Consider the following 20642-nt stretch of genomic DNA (forward strand, 5'->3'; position numbering starts at 1 on the left):
CGACCGTCAGGGCGTCGTCGGCCTGGCGAGCAGATGTTCGATGCGGAGTGGAATCTCGTGGACGGTCCGGCCGGTGGCGTGGCGAACCGCGTTGACGATCGCCGCCGCCGCGCCGACCATGCCGAGTTCGCCGAGCCCCTTGACGCCCAGGGGATTCACCACGGAATCGGCGACCTCGACGAAGGAGATGTCCACCTCGGGCGCGTCGGCATTGACCGGCAGCAGGTACTCCAGCAGCGACGAGTTCGCCCAGCGGCCGTCGCGGGTGTCGGGCAGGCTGGCCTCCATGAGGGCCTGCGACAGACCCCAGTTCATGCCGCCGAGCACCTGGCTGCGGGCCAGCTTGGCATTGAGGACGCGGCCGGGCGCGAACGCGCCGACCATGCGCCGCACCCGCACCAGGCCCAGGTCCGCGTCCACGGCCACCTCGGCGAACTGCGCGCCGAAACTCATTCGGCCGTAGGGCATGTCCTGCGCCGGGGGATGCCAGGTGCCGATGGTTTCCACATCGGTGAGATGGTTGCGCGACAGCAGATCCGAATACGCCTCGGCCACACTGGGATCGGACTTCAGGCGCAGCATGCCACCGCTGCCCTCGATGGCATGCGCGGGCAGTCCGTGCAGGACCGACTCGGCATCGGCGACGGCCAGCGCGATCAGCTGGCCCAGCAGTTCGGTGCAGGCCGTGTGCACCGCCGCGCTGATCATGCCCGCGCCCATGGAGCCCACCGCCGCCGCGATATTCGGATAGTCGGTGTCGCCGATATCCACCCGCACCCGCGCCCACGGGACGCCGAGCGCGTCGCCCGCCACCTGCGCCATGGTGGTCGCCACCCCGGTCCCGAAATCCTGGGTGCCCGCCTGCACGATCAGCGAGCCGTCGGCCAGCAGGCGGGCGTGCGCGCGCTGCGGCTGACCGGGCAGGAAGACCGGATATCCGGCGGTCGCCACACCCCACCCGATGAGCCAGTCGCCGTCCCGGCGCATCCTGGCGCGCCGGTCGGCCGCCGACCAGCCGAAGCGTTCGGAGGCCAGGTGCAGGCATTCGGCGTAGCCGTCCGACGACCACGGATGCCCGCTCTCGGGATCGAGCGCGGCGTGATTGCGCAGCCGCAGTTCGACCGGATCGATCTCGATGGCGTCGGCCAGTTCGTCGATGGCGCACTCCATGGCCACCATGCCGGAGGTCTCCCCGGGTCCGCGCATGAAGGTGGGCGTCATGGTGTTGCCGCGCACCAGCCGATACCGCCCCTCCCAGTTCGGGATTCCGTACGCCTGCCCGGCCACGCCCAGCGACAGTTCCGCCCAGTCGTCGAACGGGGAGGTGACCGACAGCTTGTGGTGCCGCAGCCCGGTGAACATGCCCTCGTTGTCGCAGACCAGCGTGACCCGCTGCTCCTGCTCCTCGCGCAGGCCGGTGCCGTAGAACATCTGCTCGCGGGTGAGCACCAGTTTCACCGGCCGGCCCAGTTCCCGCGCGATCATGGGCGCGAGCGTCACATGCGGCCACATCATGGCCTTGGCCCCGAATCCGCCGCCCACGTAGTGCGCGATCACCCGCACATTGCTCGGTGAGATGCCGAGGTAGGCGGCGATGGTGGCCTGGGTGGCGCTCACCCCCTGGGTGGTGTCGTACACCGTGACGGTGTCGCCGTCCCAGACCGCCGCCGTCGCCGAGCATTCGATCGGATTGTGATGGTTGGCGGCGAAATGGTAGGTGGCGTCGACGGTGTGGGCGGCATCGGCGGCGGCCGCGGCGAAGTCGCCGCGCGACTGCACGGCGGGCACCAGTCCGCAGAAGACCGTGTCCGGCTGATACTCCCGATCGCGGCCGTCGGCCAGCCGCACCAGCGCCGGGCGCTCGTCGTAGTGGGCGTCCACCATCTCGGCCGCCTGCTGCGCCGCCTCGAAGGTGTCGGCCACGACCACGGCGATGGGTTGTCCGAAGTAGTGGATCGCGGTGTCCTGCATGGGAAAGAAGGTCTGCCCGGGTGCGGGGCCGCCGAAACCGGACGGGAAGACCGGCGGCACCGCCGCCACCCGGGGCAGGTTCTCGTGGGTGAACACCGCGACCGCGCCCGCCGCCATGGCCCGGCGGGTGTCGATGTACCGCACCGCGCCGCTGCCGATCCGGGCACCGACGATCACCGCGTGCGCCACCCCGGGCAGCGGGATCTCGGCGGTGTAGTGCGCCGCGCCGGTCACCTTGGCGCGGCCGTCGACCCGGTCGAACTCCCGGCCGACGAGCGGTCCGGAGACGGTGGCGGTCATCGCGGACCTCCCAGCGGATTCACCTGCGGGCGAACGGCTTCCAGGGCTCGGACCAGGGTGCGCTGGCCGAGCTCGATCTTGAACCGGTTCAGGGGGTGGGTGTCGTCGGCCGCCTCCAGCTCCGCCGCCGCGGCCAGCGCGAAATTCGGTGTGGTGGCGGACTTGCCGAGCAGCAGTTCCTCGGCGATCCGGGCCCGCCAGGGTTTCGTCGCCACTCCGCCGAGGCCGATCCGCACGTCCACCACGGTTCCGTCGGCCACGTCCAGGGCCACCGCCGCCGAGGCGAGGGCGAATTCGTAGGATTCGCGGTCGCGCACCTTGAGGTAGTGCGAGTTCCGCGCGAACGGCAGCGCGGGCACGTCGATGCGCGTGATGAGTTCGTCCGCGGCCAGCGGATGTTCCAGGTGCGGGGTCTCACCCGGTGCCAGGAAGAAGTCGTCGAAGGCGACGGTCCGTTCCCCGCGCGGCCCCCACACCGTCACCGCGGCGTCCAGGGCGATCAGCGGAACCGCCGCATCCGAGGGGTGGGTGGCGAAGCACAGCGGACTGGTGCCGAGCACCGCGTGCCCGCGGTGGATGCCGTCGACGGCCGCGCAGCCCGATCCGGGATCGCGCTTGTTGCAGGCGGTTCCGGGCTCCCGGAAGTAGGCGCAGCGCACCTTCTGCATGAGGTTGCCGCCCATGGTCGCCATATTCCGCAGCTGCGCCGACGCGCCCTTCCACACCGCCATCGCGAGGAAGGGAAACCGGTCCACCACACCGGAATCCGCCGCCACCTCGCTCATCTTGGCCAGTGCGCCGATGCGCAGCCCGCCGTCGGCGGTGTGCTCGATGCCGCCCAGCGGCAACCAGGTGATGTCGACGAGATTGTCCGGCTCCACGGCTCCGGTGCGCAGTAGGTCCACCAGAGTCGTTCCGCCCGCGAGGAATACGGTGTTCGGGCGGGAGTTCACGGTGCTGACGGCCTGCTCCAGGCTGGTCGGGCGGGCGTAGGCGACCGGCTTCACCGCGCACCCCCGCGCATGGCGTCGCGGCCGGTGCGCACCGCGTCGCGAATGTTCTGGTAGGCCGCGCAGCGGCAGATATTGCCGCTCATCCACTCCGCGATCTCGGTGTCGGATTCGGCGTGGCCCTCCTCGATGCACTTGATGGCCGACATGATCTGCCCGGGCGTGCAGTATCCGCACTGGAATCCGTCGGCCTCCAGGAAGGCCCGCTGCACCGGATGCAGGTTCTCGCCGTCGGCGACGCCCTCGATGGTGGTGATCTCCCGGCCCTCCGCCGCCAGCGCCAGGGTGAGGCAGGCCAGCACCCGGCGCTTGTCGATCCACACCGTGCATGCCCCGCAGCCGCCTTGATCGCAGCCCTTCTTGGTGCCGGTGAGCTGGAGGTGTTCGCGCAGTGCGTCCAGCAGGCTGGTGCGCGGCTCCAGCACCGCGTAGCAGTCGTGCCCATTGACGCTCAACGTGGTCATGATGCGGGACGGCCCGATGAATTCGGCCGGATCCGCGGTGGACCGGCTGGTCGACGGCTCGACGGTCATACCTCACCCTCCTGCCCCGCGGTCGTGTGGACGTGCCGCGGAAAGTGCTGGACTGCGTGCGGATATGAATCAGCAACATCGTAGCAACCGGTTGGTGTGCGCGGGTGGGACGGATCGCCCGGTCGCGCGTCCGGGGCGGCGGGATAGGCTCGTGACGGCACAATCACGAGCAGGAGGCGGTCATCGAACAGCGGGCAGTCGCGACCGAGGGGTCGGCGCGTTTGATCGGCAGAATTCTGCCCATCGGGGTCGCCGCGGCCGAACTGCTGGCGTACCCGCCGGAGCTGAAGGCCCATCCCGGCGAGGAGCATCTCATCGCCAAGGCGGTGGAGAAGCGCCGCCGCGATTTCATCGGCGCGCGCCACTGCGCCCGCCAAGCCCTGGCCGAACTCGGCGAACCCGCCGTCGCCATCGGCAAGGGCGAGATGGGCGCACCCGTCTGGCCGCGCGGGGTCGTCGGCAGCCTCACCCACTGCGACGGCTACCGCGCCGCGGCGCTGGCGCACCGGCTGCGTTTCCGCTCGGTCGGCATCGACGCCGAACCGCACGGCGCCCTGCCCGACGGAGTCCTGGACTCGGTCAGCCTGCCCGCGGAACGCTCCTGGCTGGCGGCCGCGCTGCCCGGCACCGACCTGCACCTGGATCGCCTGCTGTTCTGCGCCAAGGAGGCCACCTACAAGGTCTGGTATCCGCTCACCGCGCGCTGGCTGGGCTTCGAGGACGCGCACATCACCTTCACCGTGGACGAGGAGTCCGAGGGCGGCGGATCGGGCACCTTCCGCAGCGAACTGCTGGTCCCCGGCAACACCACCGACGGCGGCCCGCCGCTGACCTCGTTCGACGGCCGCTGGCTCATCACCGACGGCCTCATCCTGACCGCCATCGTGGAGGGCTGAGACCGCATGGGTGAGAAGCGAACCCCCGTCGTGGACGCGCTCGGCGGCCTGCTGATCGTGGACAAGGACGGCGGCTGGACCAGTCACGACGTGGTCGCCAAGGCTCGGCGGCTGCTGCGCACCAAGAAGGTCGGGCACGCGGGCACCCTGGACCCCATGGCCACCGGGGTGCTGGTGCTCGGCGTGGAACGGGCAACCAAGATGCTGGGCCTGCTCACCCTGACCACCAAGGCATACACCGCCACCATCCGGCTCGGGCAGTCCACCGTCACCGACGACGCCGAGGGTGAGGTCACCGCGACCACCTCCGCCGGACATCTCACCGATGCCGAGATCGCCTCGGGCGTGGCGGCATTGACCGGTGACATCCAGCAGGTGCCCGCCACCGTGAGCGCCATCAAGGTCAACGGCGAACGCGCCTACGCCCGCGCCCGCGCGGGGGAGGACGTCCGACTGGCCGCGCGCCCGGTCACCGTCGGCCGTTTCGACGTGCTGGCGCGCCGGGATGTCGAGGGGGATGCCGGGCGGTTCGTGGACCTGGATGTCGAGGTCGAGTGCTCCTCGGGCACCTATGTGCGGGCGCTGGCTCGCGATCTCGGCGAGCGGCTGGGCGTGGGCGGGCATCTGACCGCCCTGCGCCGTACCCGCGTGGGGCCGTTCACCCTCGAGCACGCGCGCACCCTGGCGGAGTTGACCGCGGCGGCCGAGGCGGAGGAGCCGCTGCTGAGCCTGGATGTCGACACCGCCGCCCGGACCGCGTTCGCGGTGCGGGAGATCGACGAGCGGCAGGCCGACGATCTGCGTAACGGCCGCTGGCTCGAACCGGTCGGTCTCTCAGGTGTTTACGCCGCCATCGACCCCTCCGGCCGGGCCATCGCCCTGCTGCAAGAAAGCGGCAAACGTGCTTCTTCGGTCATGGTCGTGCGACCGGCTAACCTCTGAATCCGGCCCGCCACCTCGCTGAGGTTTGAGTTCCGCGCATTGGTGGAATGTGCTACGCGGAGTCATTCACCTCAATGAGGAGGCTTGGAATGAGTTTCGAGGAGCCGGAATCCGACGAGGATTATCCCGCCACCATTTTCGATTTCGTACGTACGGTCAGGGCGGTTTCGCCCGGTTCGGGCACAGGTCCGGACAGGCCGTTGAATATCGTCATGGTGGCTCCGCCGTATTTCGATATCCCACCGGCAGGGTATGGCGGCGTAGAGGCGATAGTGGCGACACTGGCCGATGAACTCGTGGATCGTGGACATCGAGTGACCCTCATCGGCGCAGGTCGGCCTGGTACCAAGGCCCGATTCATCCCGGTTTGGAATGAAATTCAGGCGCATCGGCTCGGCGAGCCGTATCCTGAGATCGTGCATGCCATGAAGGCTCTACGCGTCATCATGGAATTGAACGGAGAAGACTCCGTCGATATCGTGCACGATCACACTTTCGCCGGTCCGCTGAACGCCGCGGCGTATCGCACGCTCGGCATTCCGACGGTGGTCACCGTGCACGGACCCGTTGACCCGGACATGCACGAGTACTACCGGTCCTTTGACCAGGACGTGCAACTGGTCGCCATCAGCGACCGGCAGCGCGCATTGGTGCCGGATCTGAATTGGATTGCCCGCGTACACAATGCGATTCGGCCCGAAGAATGGCCGTTCCGCACCGAGAAGCAGGATTACGCGCTGTTCCTCGGACGGTACGCGCCCTACAAGGGGCCGCATCTCGCGCTCGAGGCCGCGCACGCGGCCGGACTGCGCCTGGTGCTGGCGGGCAAGTGCAACGAGCCGCCCGAGAAGAAGTACTTCGAGGAGGCCGTCCGTCCATTGCTCGCCGACGGCGACGACGTCTTCGGTGAGGCGGACGCGGTCGCCAAGCGGCATCTGCTGGCGGGCGCGCGCTGTCTGCTCTTCCCGATCCGCTGGGAGGAGCCCTTCGGCATCGTCATGATCGAGGCCATGGTGTGCGGCACCCCCGTCATCGCACTGCGCGGCGGCGCGGTCGACGAGGTGATCGAACACGGTGTCACCGGCTTCATCTGCGACGATCCGGAGCAGCTTCCCGAATTCATCGCGCGTGCGGGCGACATCGACCCCTTCGCCTGCCGGGAGCGGGTGGAGCGGCTGTTCGCCTCCGACCGGCTCGCGTCCGGCTACGAGACGGCCTACCGCCGTGCCGTGGCCGCCCGGGCCGCAGCCAGGGCGCAGGCCGAGGCCGACGCGGTGCCGATCCTGGTACCCGAGCAGCGGTTGGCGACCCCGACCGTGCTGGGCACGGCGGCGATGAGCGGGGCGGTGCGAAGCCAGCAATGAGTATCTTCAATGCCGGTCAGCCCCCGATCGCCGACGGTCACGGCGGTATCGTGACCATGGTCGAGGCAAGCACCTTCTGTCTGTCGGACCAACTCGGCGATATCCACGCGGGCACCTCGCAGGGCCTGTTCTACCGGGACGCCCGCGTCCTGGCCCGCTGGGAGCTCCGGCTCGACGGCCATGTCCCGGAACAGCTTTCGGTGATGATGCCGGAAGCGTTCCGGGCACGGTTCGTCGCGCGGAAACAGCCGCGGCCCGGCGTGGCCGACGCCACCGTGCTGGTACTGCGCAAGCGAATGATCGGTGACGGCATGCGCGAGAAGATCGTGGTGCACAACCTCGGCGACGAGGACACCGCCATGACCATCACGCTCACCGCCGACTCCGATTTCGCGGATCTGTTCGCGGTCAAGGCGGGCCGGGTGGACGGCGGCGGATGTGAACTCAACATCTCCGACAGCGCCCTGCACCTCACCGATCGCAAGGACTCCGGTCGCGGTCTCACGGTGACCGCGACCGGAGACCCGGTCGTCCAGCTCGGCACCATGAGCTGGCGGATCGTCGTACCCCGCCGCGGCACCTGGCAGACGGTGGTGCTGTGCCAGCCGATCCTGGAACACCGCGCGGTGCCGATGAACCTCACCGCGGACGACGAGGACAGCCCCACCAACAAGATTCGCCAGTGGCGGGCCACCGCCACCCGGCTCACCACCGGCGACGTCGGACTGACCGCCGTGCTGCAACGCACCGAGAGCGATCTCGGCGCGTTGCGCATGGACGATCCGGCCGACGGCACCGCGTACGTGGCCGCGGGCGCGCCCTGGTTCATGGCGCTGTTCGGCCGCGACAGCCTGCTCACCTCCTGGATGGCGCTGTTGCTGGACTCCGACCTGGCGCTGGGCACCCTGCGCCAGCTCGCGAAACTGCAAGGCACCCAGTTGGATCCGGTCACCGAGGAGGAACCCGGCCGCATCATGCACGAGATGCGGCACGGGCCCGGCGGCGACCAGGTGCTCGGCGGCACCGTGTATTTCGGCACCGCCGACGCCACCCCGCTGTTCGTCATGCTGCTCGCCGAATGCTGGCGCTGGGGCGTGGAGGAATCCGCCATCCGCGAACTGCTGCCCGCCGCCGACGCCGCCCTGGAGTGGATCGACCGCTTCGGTGACAGCGACGGCGACGGATTCGTCGAGTACCGCCGCAAAACCGATCGGGGCCTGGCCAATCAGGGTTGGAAGGACAGCTGGGACTCGATCAGCTTCGCCGACGGGCAGCTGGCCGAACCACCCATCGCGCTGTGTGAGGTGCAGGCCTACACCTACGCCGCCAAGCTGGGCCGCGCCGAACTGGCCGAAGCCTTCGGCGAGCACGGTCGCGCCGCGCGGCTGCGCTCGGAGGCGGAGAAGCTGCGCGAGCGCTTCGACGATGCGTTCTGGCTGCCCCGATCCGGTTGGTACGCCATGGCTCTCGACGGCGGCAAACGCCAGGTCGACGCGCTCGGCAGCAATGTGGCGCACTGCCTGTGGGCCGGGATCGTGCCCGACGAACGCGCCGCCCACCTCATCGAACATCTCGGAAACGCCGATATGGACAGCGGTTTCGGGCTGCGCACGCTGTCCTCGGGCATGCGGCGGTTCAACCCCATGGGCTACCACAATGGTTCGGTGTGGCCGCACGACACCGCCATCGCGGTCGCGGGGCTGCTGCGCTATCGGCATCTGCCCGGGGCCTGGGAGCTGGCGGAGCGGCTGGCGGGCGGACTCACGGAGGCCGTGATGAGCTTCGGCGCGCGGCCACCGGAGCTGTACTGCGGCTTCGGCCGATCCGAATTCCGTGCTCCGGTACCGTATCCCACCTCCTGTTCGCCGCAGGCCTGGGCCAGTGCCGCGCCGCTGCTGCTCATGCGTTCCTTCCTCGGGCTCGCACCCAATGTGCCGCGCCGCACCCTCACCGTCACCCCTCGGCTGCCCGAGCGGGCCGGGCGGGTACGGCTGGCGGATCTGCGCTTGGGCGCGGCGACGGTGACCATCGAGGCCGAGGGGACCTCGGTCACCGTGGAAGGGCTGCCGGGGGACTGGGAGCTGATCCAGGACGGGGCCGGTCCCGCCGTGCCCCAGGAAATAGGGGGTGACCAGCGGTAATCACCGCCGGTCCGGACGCGATACTCCGGTGTCGGGATGATGCGACCGGAGGGGTCCACGGCTATGCGAACGCGGCGAATACTACAGGCGGCACTCCTGAGCGGGGCGCTGATGGCGGTGACGGCATGTGAGAACGCCGAACCGGATCCGCCCCGCGGTACCGCCCCCACGGTGACGACGTCGCCATCCGACGGGCCGACAGCCGTTCCGGGCGTGCCGAATCCGAGCGCGCCCGCTACGACGCGGACCGATCCGGGCACCACCGTCGCGCCCGATTCCGCTCCGTCGCGCGGCGGCGGCACGGTGGTGCTCCGGACCCTCAGCCTGTCCGGAATCGCGATTCCGTATGTGCCGGTGGAACTGGCGCTGCTGCGGCCCTGCGATCCGCTCGGTCACGATCTGCCGGAAGGCACGCCCGAGGTCCGGCGGTGGGACGCGACCACCGGCATCGACGGGCAGGCCACCTTCTCGGTTCCGGTGGGCTGCTACCGGTTCGGCATGAATGCGCCGCCCGGAACCGATCCCGTGCCGGAGGGCATGCATACGCTGTTCGTGGAGTCGGACGGACAGACCGTATTCGGCAGCCTGCGATTCCAGGACCCGGCGCCCGAACCGGTCTGCGCCCCGCAGACCATCGTTCACGATCTCGGCGAGGGGCCGCCGTACACCACCGCCACACCCACGGTGCCGGAATGCGACGGCTACTGGGCCGTCATCTCCTGGGACATTCCGGGCGACAGCCAGCGCATCGTGCGGCGTGCGCACGGCTCGCCGTGGCGCACCTACGTGTCCTTCCCCCATGATGTCTGCCGCGCCGAGGCCGCAGCCGACGGACTGCCCGTGGAACTCGAGAAGTACTTCTCCGTCTGCTGACCGGCGGTGGCGTCGGCCACCCGGTTGGCCCGAACCAGCGTGGCGCTATGCCACCGGCCGGTTGGCCCGGCTACGCCGTCAGCCAGATGGCCTCGGCGGCGATGCCGCCCAGGTCGATGGTGCGGTCGTCCACGCGGATGGCGATGGTGCCCGCGAAGTCCCGCCGCTCCACCACCGTGATCGGGGTGTCCAGCGCGATGCCGAGCGAGTCGAAATAGCGCAGCATGGCCGGATCCGAATCGGAGATCCGCGCGACCCGGCCGGATTCGCCGTCGTGGAAATCCGAGAGCTGACGGGCCGGGGGAGTGGGCACCGCGCCGTCGGCCGACGGAATCGGATCGCCGTGCGGGTCGCGGTCCGGGTGCCCCAGTTTGGCGTCGATGCGCGCCATGAGGGTCTCCGAGACCGCGTGCTCGAGCACCTCCGCCTCGTCGTGCACCTCGTCCCAGCCGTAGCCGAGCTCCTGCACCAGGAAGGTCTCGATGAGCCGGTGCCGCCGCACCATGGCGACGGCCGCGCGGCGGCCCTCCTCGGTCAGCGTGATGGCCCCGTAGCGGGCGTGCTCGACCAGCCCTTGGTCGGCGAGCTTGCGCACGGCCTCCGACACCGTCGAGGCCGACACCCCGATCCGTTCGGCCAACAGCTTGGTCGACACCTTCTCCTGCGACCACTCCTGCGCGGTCCAGATCACCTTCAGATAGTCCTGCGCGACCGACGACAGCACCGGTGCGACACTCGTGGTCGAGCTCACCGCGGCGGTGGCGACATCTCCGAGGGGTGCGGATGCGGACGGATCGGCCAGCTCGCGGCGCGTGGCGATGTCTCGTTTTCCTGGCACGTCCCCGAGCTTAGATTAGGGAAGTATCCGACACCGTGATCGACCTGTCGGTCGCTTTCGCGAACATTGGGTGTCTGCCCGGTGCCGTTGTCGGGCGCGGGCCTGAGGTGGCCGGCATCGCTGAAAGGCGGCGTCATCTACGGGCGTGTCCGACCGGCGCCTGCCGGTCGGGCGGGCGTGTGACGGGGCGAACGGGGTGGTGACCGTGGGTAGCGGGGACTCGGCGCGGAGGTGAAGCGGGGGTGGCGGGAGTGGGGTCGGCGGTGAACATCACCACGGCCGAATATTGTCTGTGACGCGCTTTCCGTAAGCTGCGCTTGTGCAGAGATGGCGAAGTCTCGATGAGATGCCCGCGGAGTGGGGCCGGTGCGTGCTCACGATCGGGGTGTTCGACGGCGTGCACCGGGGTCACGCTCAGCTCATCAGCCGCGCGGTGAAATCCGCTGCGGCACGGGGCGTTCCCGCGGTGCTCATGACCTTCGACCCGCATCCGCTGGAGGTGGTGCGGCCCGGTTCGCATCCCGCGCAGCTGACCACGCTGGACCGCCGTGCCGAACTGGTGGCCGAGCTCGGCATCGACGTCATGGTGGTGATGCCGTTCACCCAGGAATTCATGAAGCTGACCCCCGAGCGCTACGTGCAGGAGCTGCTGGTGGACAAGCTGCACGTGGCCGAGGTGGTGGTGGGCGACAACTTCACCTTCGGCAAGCAGGCCGCGGGCACCGTGGACACCATGCGCGAGCTGGGCGGCCGCTACGGCTTCGACACCGACGGGGTGCAGCTGCTCGGCGAGCACGCGGTGACCTTCTCCTCCACCTATATCCGCTCCTGCGTGGTGGCCGGTGACATGGCCGCCGCCGCGGAGGCGCTGGGCCGTCCGCATCGGGTGGAGGGCATCGTGGTGCGCGGGGACGGGCGCGGCAAGGGGCTCGGTTTCCCGACCGCGAACGTGGCCCCGCACCTGCATGCCGCCGTCCCCGCCGACGGCGTGTACGCGGGTTGGTTCACCGTGCTGGACTCCGGCGAGCCGGTCCGGCGCATGGCCGCCGTCTCGGTGGGCACCAACCCCACCTTCGACGGCCGCAACCGCACCGTGGAACCGCACGTGCTGGACTTCGACGGCGACCTCTACGGCAAGCGGGTGGCGGTGGACTTCGTCGAACAGCTGCGTGGGATGCGCAAGTTCGAATCCGTCGACGAGCTGGTGGAGGCCATCGGCCGCGATGTGAAACAGGCCCGCGAAATCCTCGCCTGAGGGTTCGTGTACTCTGGTCCGCTGGGTTTGCTGCGGTCCGCGGCGGCACCCACCCAGGGCTACCTGGCACTACGAGCGCGGACTGGAAAATACAGGAGAAATTCTGTGGCTCTGACCACCGAGCAGAAGAAGGCGATCCTCACCGAGTACGGCGTCCACGAGAAGGACACCGGTTCCCCGGAGGCGCAGATCGCGCTGCTGTCGAAGCGGATCGCCGACATCACCGAGCACCTCAAGAAGCACAAGCACGACCACCACACCCGCCACGGTCTGATGGCGCTCATCGGTCGTCGCAAGCGTCTCTCGAAGTACCTGCAGGACAAGGACATCGAGCGCTACCGTGCCCTGATCGAGCGGCTCGGCCTGCGTCGCTGATCATCGCGACACAACTCCGGGTTCCCGGAGCCTGTTGACGAAGCAGCCAACGGGGAGGCTTAGAATCTCCTCGTTGGCTATTCGTGCATGCGGCCGCGTCGCATGCATGACCAACGCACAGCCGTATGCACCCGTCGCGTGGCGTCGGTCTTCGGTAGTGGCTCTTCGGTGCGCCGCACTCGCGCGGCCCGGAGGGCTTCGATCGATGACCGCCTCCGCGTCGCCGTATCCAAGGGGATATCGGCACGGGTGTGCGCGCTGCCGCCAGGAGGCTGCGGCGTGTCCACGCCGGGTACGGCTGACGATGCCGGATCGCGCGCTGACCTAGCGCACGCGGGTCCGGCGAGACGAGAGGTTGAGAGAAGAACAATGACAGAGACTGTGACAACCGGTTCCGCCGCCGAGGTCGAGCCCGGCGTTTTCGAATCCGTGGCGCTCATCGACAACGGTGAGTTCGGCACCCGCACCGTCCGCTTCGAGACCGGCCGCCTGGCCAAGCAGGCCGCCGGTTCCGTCGTCGCCTACCTGGACGACGAGACCATGCTGCTGTCGGCCACCACCGCGGGCAAGCACCCCAAGGACCAGTTCGACTTCTTCCCGCTGACGGTGGACGTCGAGGAGCGGATGTACGCCGCGGGCCGCATCCCCGGTTCGTTCTTCCGCCGTGAGGGCCGCCCGTCCACCGACGCCATCCTGACCTGCCGCCTGATCGACCGGCCGCTGCGCCCGTCCTTCGTCGACGGCCTGCGCAACGAGATCCAGGTCGTGGTGACCGTCATGTCACTCGATCCCAAGGATCTGTACGACGTGGTGGCGATCAATGCCGCGTCGGCGTCCACCCAGCTTTCCGGGCTGCCGTTCTCCGGCCCGGTCGGCGGTGTGCGGGTGGCCCTCATCGAGGGCCGGTGGGTCGCGTTCCCGACCGTGGAGCAGCTGGAGAAGGCCGTGTTCGACATGGTCGTCGCCGGTCGCGTGGTCGAGTCCGGCGATGTGGCCATCATGATGGTCGAGGCCGAGGCCACCGACAATGTGCTCGCGCTGATCGACGAGGGCGCGCAGGCCCCCACCGAAGCCGTGGTGGCCGAGGGGCTCGAGGCCGCCAAGCCGTTCATCGCCCGGCTGTGCAAGGCGCAGCAGGACCTGGCCGCCCTGGCCGCCAAGGAGACCGAGGAGTTCCCGCTCTTCCCGCCCTATCAGCAGGACGTGTTCGAGGCCGTCGAGGGCACCGCCAAGCGTGAGCTGAACGAGGCGATGTCCATCGCGGCCAAGCAGGAGCGCGAGGAGAAGATCGACGAGATCAAGCTCGCGGTGCTGTCCAGCCTGGCCGAGGACTTCGAGGGTCGCGAGAAGGAGATCGGCGCGGCCTTCCGCTCGGTCACCAAGAAGCTGGTGCGCCAGCGCATCCTGTCCGACGGCTTCCGTATCGACGGTCGCGGGCTGGCCGATATCCGCGCCCTGTCCGCTGAGGTCGCCGTGGTGCCGCGGGCCCACGGCTCGGCGCTGTTCGAGCGTGGCGAGACCCAGATCCTGGGGGTCACCACCCTCGATATGGTGAAGCTGGCGCAGCAGATCGACTCGCTCGGTCCGGAGACCTCCAAGCGCTACATGCACCACTACAACTTCCCGCCGTTCTCCACCGGCGAGACCGGTCGCGTGGGTTCGCCCAAGCGCCGCGAGATCGGTCACGGCGCGCTCGCCGAGCGGGCCTTGGTGCCGGTGCTGCCGTCGCAGGAGGAGTTCCCCTACGCCATTCGCCAGGTGTCGGAGGCGCTGAGCTCCAACGGCTCCACCTCCATGGGCTCGGTGTGCGCCTCCACCCTGTCCCTGCTGAACGCCGGTGTGCCGCTGAAGGCTCCGGTGGCCGGTATCGCCATGGGCCTGGTGTCGGACACCGTCAAGAACGACAAGGGCGAGGACGAGGTCCGCTACGTGGCCCTCACCGACATCCTCGGTGCCGAGGATGCCTTCGGCGATATGGACTTCAAGGTCGCCGGTACCCCCGACTTCGTGACCGCCCTGCAGCTCGACACCAAGCTGGACGGCATTCCGTCGCAGGTCCTCGCGGGTGCGCTGAACCAGGCGAAGGATGCTCGCCTCACCATCCTGGACGTGATGGCCGAGGCCATCAACACCCCGGACGAGATGAGCCCCTACGCCCCGCGCGTCACCGCCATCAAGATCCCGGTGGACAAGATCGGCGAGGTGATCGGACCCAAGGGCAAGGTCATCAACCAGATCACCGAGGACACCGGCGCGAATATCTCCATCGAGGACGACGGCACCGTGTACGTCGGCGCGACCGACGGCCCGTCCGCGCAGGCCGCCATCGACGCCATCAACGCCATCGCCAACCCGCAGCTGCCGAAGGTCGGCGAGCGCTTCCTGGGCACGGTCGTGAAGACCACCGCCTTCGGCGCGTTCGTCTCGCTGCTGCCGGGCCGCGACGGTCTGGTGCACATCTCCAAGCTGGGCAACGGCAAGCGGGTCGCGAAGGTCGAGGACGTGGTGAACGTCGGCGACAAGATCCGGGTGGAGATCGCGGATATCGACAACCGCGGCAAGATCTCCCTGGTGCCGGTCGAGGAGGAGTCCGAGGCGGCGGCCCCGGCCGACGCGGAGTAACCTTCGGCCGTCCGTAACGCGCGGTGGCCCCTCACTCCGATAATCGGGGTGAGGGGCCACCGGATTTTCATTGCCGGGTTTCATTGCCTCGGATGCCATCGTGTGGTCAACATGCTGTGTGGGAAACATGGTTCGGAAGAAGGACACTCCACTGTCGGGTAGCAAAGCCCCTTCGCTGCGGCTCTCCACCACCGAAGCGCCGCTGGCGGATACCGGTGTGCGCAAGACCGTACTGCCCGGCGGGCTCCGGGTCGTCACCGAACATGTGCCCGGGGTGCGCTCGGCCTCCATCGGAGTGTGGGTCGGCGTCGGCTCGCGCGACGAGGGGCCCACCGTGGCCGGGGCGGCGCACTTCCTCGAACATCTGCTGTTCAAGGCGACGCCCTCGCGCTCGGCCCTCGATATCGCCCAGGCCATGGATGCGGTCGGCGGTGAACTCAACGCGTTCACCGCCAAGGAGCAGACCTGCTACTACGCACACGTCATCGACGAGGATCTGCCGCTGGCGGTCGATCTGGTCTCCGATGTGGTGCTGCGCGGGCTGTGCCGTGCCGAGGACGTGGCCGTCGAGCGGCAGGTGGTGCTCGAGGAGATCGCCATGCGCGACGACGACCCCGAGGACATCGTGGGCGACACCTTCCTGTCGGCGCTGTTCGGCGACCACCCCGTCGGCCGCCCGGTCATCGGATCCATCGAGACCGTCGAAGCCATGCAGGCCCACCAGCTGCATTCGTTCCATCTGCGCCGCTACCGGCCCGACCGGATGGTGGTGGCGGTGGCGGGCAATGTCGAACACGAGCACACCGTCGAATTGGTGCACCGCGCCTTCGCCGACCGGCTCGAACCCGGTCGGGATCCGGCCCCGCGCCGGGAGGGCAGATTCCGGCCGCGCGGCGCCCCCGAACTGCACCGCATGTACCGCGACAGCGAACAGGCGCACCTGGTGTTCGGTACCCGGGCCTTCGGCCGCCACGAGGGCGAGAAGCGCTGGCCGCTGTCGGTGCTCAACACGGTGCTCGGCGGTGGCCTGAGTTCGCGGCTGTTCCAGCGCATTCGCGAGGAGCACGGGCTGGCGTACTCGGTGTACTCGAGTGTGGACACCTTCGCCGACACCGGGGCGTTCTCGGTGTACCTCGGCTGCCAGCCCGAAAATCTCGGCAAGGTGGCGGCTTTGGCGCGCGGCGTGCTCGAGGAAGTGGCCGCCGACGGCATCACCGACGCCGAATGCGCCCGCGCCAAGGGGTCGCTGCGCGGTGGACTGGTGCTCGGCCTGGAGGACTCCGGCTCGCGCATGAACCGCATCGGCCGCAGCGAACTCAGCTACGGCAATCACCGCAGCGTTTCCGAAACCCTCGCCCGCATAGACGAAGTCACCACCGACGAGGTGTCCGCCATCGCCCGCACGCTGTTCTCCCGCCCGTTCGGCGCGGCGGTGGCGGGTCCGTACCGGCGCACCCGTGATCTGCCCGCGGCGGTCCGCCGCCTGGTCGGATAGCCCGCCCGGATCGGTTCGGCTACCTTCCGGCGGCACGCGTGCGAGACTGTCGGCGGTTGTCGGCCGGGTGCCGCTGCCCACCGGTCGCGGGCAGGCTAGTCTCTGCGGCTGGAGTGCTTTGATCGGGAGAGGGATGAACGACACCTCGCAGGTGCTGGAAAGAGCGCGTGCCGCAAGTGATCTCGGGCGGCTGGAAGAGGCTCGGCGGATTGTCGGCGACGCGTTGGAGGACGCACCGCACGATCCGGAACTGTTGACTTCGATGGCCGATATCGCCTATCGGCTGAATCGGGTGGATGAGGCGCTACGGATGGTCGGCTTGGCCATCGCGGCCGACCCCGATCGCGTGGAGCCGCATCTGACGGCGGCGTTGGCGTTCGAGGCGTCGGCGCGGTGGGATGAGGCGATTCGGCATGCGCGGGTTGCCGTTTCGCTCGCGCCGGAGAGCGCGAACGCGCTGCTCACGGTGGCGGGGGTGATCGCGCGGAAGTTCGGGCCGAGTGAGGCCGAGCGCTCCGAGGCGCGGACCGCCGTGGTGCGGGCGCTGCGGATCGCGCCGACCGCCGACACCCATGCCGCGGCGGCCGAGGTGGAACTCGAGTTCTCCGACCGCATCGCGGCGGCCGAGCATGTCGAGGACGGGCTGGCGCTGAACTCGCTGCACCCGGACCTGCTTGTGCTGCAAGCGCGCTTGCAGGCGTGGCGCGGGGGTCCCGTGGGTGTGCTGCGCGGGCTGCTCGCCTCGCGGCCGGACCATCTGCCCGCGCGCCAGACACTGTCCGCCCGCACCTGGCGGGGACTGCTGCGGCTGGCCGAATGGGTGTGGGCGTGCGCGGGAATCGCCGCGCTGGCGTCGATCTGGCTGCCGCCGGCGGGACTGCTGGGACTGCTGCCGGTATTGCTCGCGGTGATTCCGGTGGCCTGGTTCGTGGTGTACCGGATGCTGCGGCGACAGCTGCCCGAGGGGTACCTGAAGCGGCGGATCAGCGCCCGGCCCGGAGCGCTCGCCGGACTCGTGACCCTGGTGGTGGCCGCGCTCATGGCCGGGTACGGGGGCGTGCTGCTGGCCACCGGCCACGAGGCGGCAGAGGTGCACGACGCCCAGGTGCTGCTGGTGGCCGCGGCGGTCGGCGCGGGTGTCGGCCATGTGCTGATCTTCCTGGCGTGGTTGCGGCGCAAGGGCGGCGAGGAGGACGCGCTGGGCAGCTACCCCTACGCGGCCAGGGGATTTCTCGTCGTGCTCGTCGGCGGCCTGGTGGGCGTTGGCGCGGTCGCGGGTCTGGCCCGGTGGTCGCGGCAGCCCGACGCCGCCTGGGCGCTGGCCGCCGTGGTCAGCGCGGTGGCGCTCACCCTCGCCATGGAAACCCTTGTCACACTGCTGGTTCAGGCCCGCCGTCGCCGCCTGCGCCGCCTCGCGGCCATGCTCGCGGTCCTCATCGCCCCCGTGATCGTGGCGGCGGCCGCGGCCTTCTGGTGGACCGCCGGACACACCGCCGCGGCCGACTACCGCGGCACCGACCCGGACCCGGTACCGGTCACCCCGGCGGTGACCCCCGCACCGACGACCACCACCTCGGCCACCCCGACGGCCACCCAGGCTCCCCCGCCCGCCGAGCAGGTGGCACCCGCCCCGGACGCCCCGCCCCCCGGCGAGCCGGTCCCGCCCCCGCCCGGCGAGCCGGTCCCACCGCCCCCGGGCGAACCGGTCCCACCGCCCCCGGGCGAGCCCGCCCCGCCGCCACCCGCGGAACCGGCACCCCCGGCCCCGGAGCCCGCCCCGCCCGCGGACGTGCCGCCTCCACCGGCCCCCGTGGAGGGGGAAGTGCCGCCCCCGGCGTAGCGTCGCCCGCCCGCCCGTGCGCTCCGCTGACGCGGGGCACACGGGCGGAACAGCGTATGCCGCACGGGCCCGGCTTCGATCGCCCGCGCATCTCGGTCCTGCTCCGGTATTCGCCTGTGTCGCAGGCGATGGCGCATTTCCGGCCTCCGCTACCCACCGTGCGCAGCTGACTCGACCGCTGCGTGAAATGTGGGGGGCGATACGGCCGCCACTCGGCGCGCTGACAGACCCTGCCATGGCCTGGCGCTCCGGACGAGGGTCGACCGCGACCCGATCCTGTCGTCGCGCGTCCGGCACATCGCAGCGCGACGGCGCGCCGCCCGTCGCCGATCCGGTGCCGATATGGGCGGGGCTGTGTCCGCGGCCGATGGCTATTCGTGCGCCGTGGTCTGCCGGGCCTGGAGTTGCCAGGGGTCGTGGGCGTTGAACAGGGTGACCTCGTCCGGGTGGGTGCGCACGAGTTCGCGCAGGCGGGCCTGGGTGCCGAGGCGGAGGTCGCGGTCGAATTCGGTGGACTGCTGGAGGAGGTCGAGCAGCGGGTGCGGCTGGGGTGGGAGGTCCAGTTCGCGGTGGTAGAAGAAGGCGTCGCCGCAGTGCAGCAGCCAGTGGTCGTCGTGGCGGACCGCCACGCCCATATGTCCCGGGGTGTGGCCGCCGAGCGGGACCAGGCGGAAGTCCGGGCTCAGGCCCTGGACCGGCGACGAGGTGAAGCCGAACCACTCGTCGCCGGGTTCGGGGGCGTAGCTCACCCATTTCGGTCCGTGCGCCCAGTGCGCGGGGCGGTACCGCCCGGCCGCGGATTCGGCCAGCGCCGTGGTCAATTCGGCGGCGTGGACGTGCACCCGCGCGTCCGGGAAGTCCGGCAGCCCACCGGAGTGGTCCACATCGAGGTGGGTGAGGATGATGTGGCCGACATCGCCGGGGGAGTAGCCGAGCCGCTCGAGCTGGCGGATGGCGGTCTCCCGCTCGTCGAGTGCCGGTCGGGCGAAGGCGATCCAGTCGGGATCGAGGGTGCCCTCCGGATTCCGCACGTTCTCCAGCCCGAGCCCGGTCTCGATCAGCACCAGGTCGTCCTCGGTCTCCACCAGCAGGCAGTGGTTGACCGTGGCCGCCGGAGCCACGTCGTAGGTCGCTTCGATCTCGGCCATGGAGCCGCAGTTGAGGTGATGGATCTTCATGGGCGCTAGTCTGTGACTTGAAGCGCGCTTCAAGTCAAGGAGTGATATGTCCGAGGCCCTGTTGGATATCGCCGATGTCGCGGCCCGATCGGGGATGGCCGCCTCCGCCCTGCGCTACTACGAACAGCAGGGGCTCATCGCGTCGGCGGGCCGCAACGGGCTGCGCCGCACCTACGAACCGGAGGTGGTGCCCCGGCTGGCGCTCATCGCCTGCGCCCGCCGTGCCGGTTTCACCATCGCCGAGATCCACCATTTCCTGCGCGCCACCCCCGACGACACCGCGCTGCGCGCCCAACTGGTCCGCAAGGCACGGGACGTCGACGAGGACATCGCCCGGCTCACCCGCATGCGCGACGGTCTGCGGCATGCGGCCGTCTGCACGCACGCGCGGCTCGTCGACTGTCCGGAATTCACGCGCACCTTCGCGCCGCCGGGTGCGAAATCACCCGGCGGCGACGGCTGTTCGGACGACTAGGCCAGCTCGCGCCGCATGGCGATGCGGGGCCAGCGGTCCAGGCCGACCTCGGCCTCGTGGGCGCGGATCTCCCGCAGTTCCGGGGTGAGCTCCGCATCGGGCACCCGGCGGAAGCCGAGCCGCTCGTAGTACGGTGCGTTCCAGGGCACTTCGAGAAATGTGGTGAGGCTCAGCGCGGCCAGCCCCCGCGCTCGGGCGAAGTCGGCCAACCGTTCGATCATGGTGCGCCCGATGCCGTGGTGGGCGAATTCGGGGAGGACCGAGACCTGGCAGATGTGTTCGGTGTCGTCCACCGGCCTGCTGACGAGGTACGCGACGGGCATGCCGTCGTCGTCCACGGTCACCCAGGCCCGGCCCGCGCGCAGGTGTGCGTCGAGGGTCTCGATGCTGGGCGGGTCGTCATCGGCGATCTCGAGCATGCCGAGGGTGCGGAAGGGCTCTCCGGCGGCGATCTCGATCTTCTGCAGCGTGGGCAGGTCCTCCGTCGTCGCGACGCGAATACGCATGAAACGACGGTAGCGCGGCAGGGGGTCC

17 protein-coding genes are annotated in these 20642 nt (G+C 69.8%); 11 read left to right on the plus strand and 6 right to left on the minus strand.

Annotation, left to right across the window (positions count from 1 at the left end; translation table 11 throughout):
* Positions 1-6: 6 nt before the first annotated feature.
* The 3 genes from QMO76_RS25980 to QMO76_RS25990 are packed head-to-tail and all read right to left on the minus strand — an operon-like array spanning position 7 to position 3814.
* Positions 7-2271 (minus strand): xanthine dehydrogenase family protein molybdopterin-binding subunit, encoded by a 2265-nt coding sequence (locus tag QMO76_RS25980; RefSeq protein WP_306363950.1) that lies wholly within the window; start codon positions 2269-2271, stop codon positions 7-9.
* Positions 2268-3278 (minus strand): xanthine dehydrogenase family protein subunit M, encoded by a 1011-nt coding sequence (locus tag QMO76_RS25985; RefSeq protein ID WP_306363951.1) that lies wholly within the window; start codon positions 3276-3278, stop codon positions 2268-2270. The genes QMO76_RS25980 and QMO76_RS25985 overlap by 4 nt, the downstream gene beginning before the upstream one ends.
* Positions 3275-3814, minus strand: coding sequence for a (2Fe-2S)-binding protein (locus QMO76_RS25990; RefSeq protein WP_372342083.1), 540 nt, complete (start codon positions 3812-3814; stop codon positions 3275-3277). Before QMO76_RS25990 ends, QMO76_RS25985 begins: the two co-directional genes overlap by 4 nt.
* 221 nt (positions 3815-4035) lie before the next feature.
* On the opposite strand from QMO76_RS25990, the gene npt reads away from it, so the two are divergent.
* The 5 genes from npt (at position 4036) to QMO76_RS26015 (ending at position 10030) form a co-directional block, all read left to right on the plus strand.
* Positions 4036-4710 (plus strand): 4'-phosphopantetheinyl transferase Npt, encoded by a 675-nt coding sequence (gene npt, locus QMO76_RS25995; protein WP_306363952.1) that lies wholly within the window; start codon positions 4036-4038, stop codon positions 4708-4710.
* A 6-nt stretch (positions 4711-4716) separates the two neighbouring features.
* Complete coding sequence (gene truB, locus QMO76_RS26000) at positions 4717-5652, plus strand: tRNA pseudouridine(55) synthase TruB (protein ID WP_306363953.1); 936 nt, start codon at positions 4717-4719, stop codon at positions 5650-5652.
* A 212-nt stretch (positions 5653-5864) separates the two neighbouring features.
* Positions 5865-7016 (plus strand): glycosyltransferase family 4 protein, encoded by a 1152-nt coding sequence (locus QMO76_RS26005; RefSeq protein WP_306364103.1) that lies wholly within the window; start codon positions 5865-5867, stop codon positions 7014-7016.
* Positions 7013-9157: a glycogen debranching N-terminal domain-containing protein gene (locus tag QMO76_RS26010; protein WP_306363954.1), complete on the plus strand. Its 2145-nt coding sequence runs from the start codon at positions 7013-7015 to the stop codon at positions 9155-9157. The genes QMO76_RS26005 and QMO76_RS26010 overlap by 4 nt, the downstream gene beginning before the upstream one ends.
* A gap of 171 nt (positions 9158-9328) precedes the next feature.
* Positions 9329-10030, plus strand: coding sequence for a hypothetical protein (locus QMO76_RS26015; protein ID WP_306363955.1), 702 nt, complete (start codon positions 9329-9331; stop codon positions 10028-10030).
* Between the two features lie 70 nt (positions 10031-10100).
* Here QMO76_RS26015 and QMO76_RS26020 read toward each other — a convergent pair whose 3' ends face one another.
* Positions 10101-10781 (minus strand): metal-dependent transcriptional regulator, encoded by a 681-nt coding sequence (locus QMO76_RS26020; RefSeq protein ID WP_306364104.1) that lies wholly within the window; start codon positions 10779-10781, stop codon positions 10101-10103.
* Between the two features lie 406 nt (positions 10782-11187).
* On the opposite strand from QMO76_RS26020, the gene QMO76_RS26025 reads away from it, so the two are divergent.
* The 5 genes from QMO76_RS26025 (at position 11188) to QMO76_RS26045 (ending at position 18455) form a co-directional block, all read left to right on the plus strand.
* Positions 11188-12123 (plus strand): bifunctional riboflavin kinase/FAD synthetase, encoded by a 936-nt coding sequence (locus tag QMO76_RS26025; protein WP_306363956.1) that lies wholly within the window; start codon positions 11188-11190, stop codon positions 12121-12123.
* Between the two features lie 105 nt (positions 12124-12228).
* On the plus strand, positions 12229-12498 hold the full coding sequence (rpsO, locus tag QMO76_RS26030) for a 30S ribosomal protein S15 (RefSeq protein WP_282784635.1): 270 nt from the start codon (positions 12229-12231) through the stop codon (positions 12496-12498).
* A gap of 381 nt (positions 12499-12879) precedes the next feature.
* On the plus strand, positions 12880-15120 hold the full coding sequence (locus QMO76_RS26035) for a polyribonucleotide nucleotidyltransferase (RefSeq protein WP_306363957.1): 2241 nt from the start codon (positions 12880-12882) through the stop codon (positions 15118-15120).
* Positions 15121-15247: 127 nt separating this feature from the next.
* Positions 15248-16615: a pitrilysin family protein gene (locus QMO76_RS26040; RefSeq protein ID WP_306363958.1), complete on the plus strand. Its 1368-nt coding sequence runs from the start codon at positions 15248-15250 to the stop codon at positions 16613-16615.
* A gap of 133 nt (positions 16616-16748) precedes the next feature.
* Complete coding sequence (locus tag QMO76_RS26045; RefSeq protein WP_306363959.1) at positions 16749-18455, plus strand: tetratricopeptide repeat protein; 1707 nt, start codon at positions 16749-16751, stop codon at positions 18453-18455.
* 371 nt (positions 18456-18826) lie between these two features.
* On the opposite strand, the gene QMO76_RS26050 is transcribed toward QMO76_RS26045, so the two are convergent.
* Positions 18827-19633 (minus strand): MBL fold metallo-hydrolase, encoded by an 807-nt coding sequence (locus QMO76_RS26050; protein ID WP_306363960.1) that lies wholly within the window; start codon positions 19631-19633, stop codon positions 18827-18829.
* A 46-nt stretch (positions 19634-19679) separates the two neighbouring features.
* On the opposite strand from QMO76_RS26050, the gene QMO76_RS26055 reads away from it, so the two are divergent.
* Positions 19680-20108 carry a MerR family transcriptional regulator gene (locus tag QMO76_RS26055; RefSeq protein WP_306363961.1) on the plus strand — a complete coding sequence of 143 codons (429 nt, stop codon included), beginning with the start codon at positions 19680-19682 and terminating at the stop codon, positions 20106-20108.
* Here QMO76_RS26055 and QMO76_RS26060 read toward each other — a convergent pair.
* Complete coding sequence (locus tag QMO76_RS26060; RefSeq protein ID WP_306363962.1) at positions 20105-20614, minus strand: GNAT family N-acetyltransferase; 510 nt, start codon at positions 20612-20614, stop codon at positions 20105-20107. The genes QMO76_RS26055 and QMO76_RS26060 overlap by 4 nt on opposite strands.
* Positions 20615-20642: the final 28 nt, after the last annotated feature.

This window comes from Nocardia sp. CC227C (assembly GCF_030767025.1).
Classification (GTDB): domain Bacteria; phylum Actinomycetota; class Actinomycetes; order Mycobacteriales; family Mycobacteriaceae; genus Nocardia.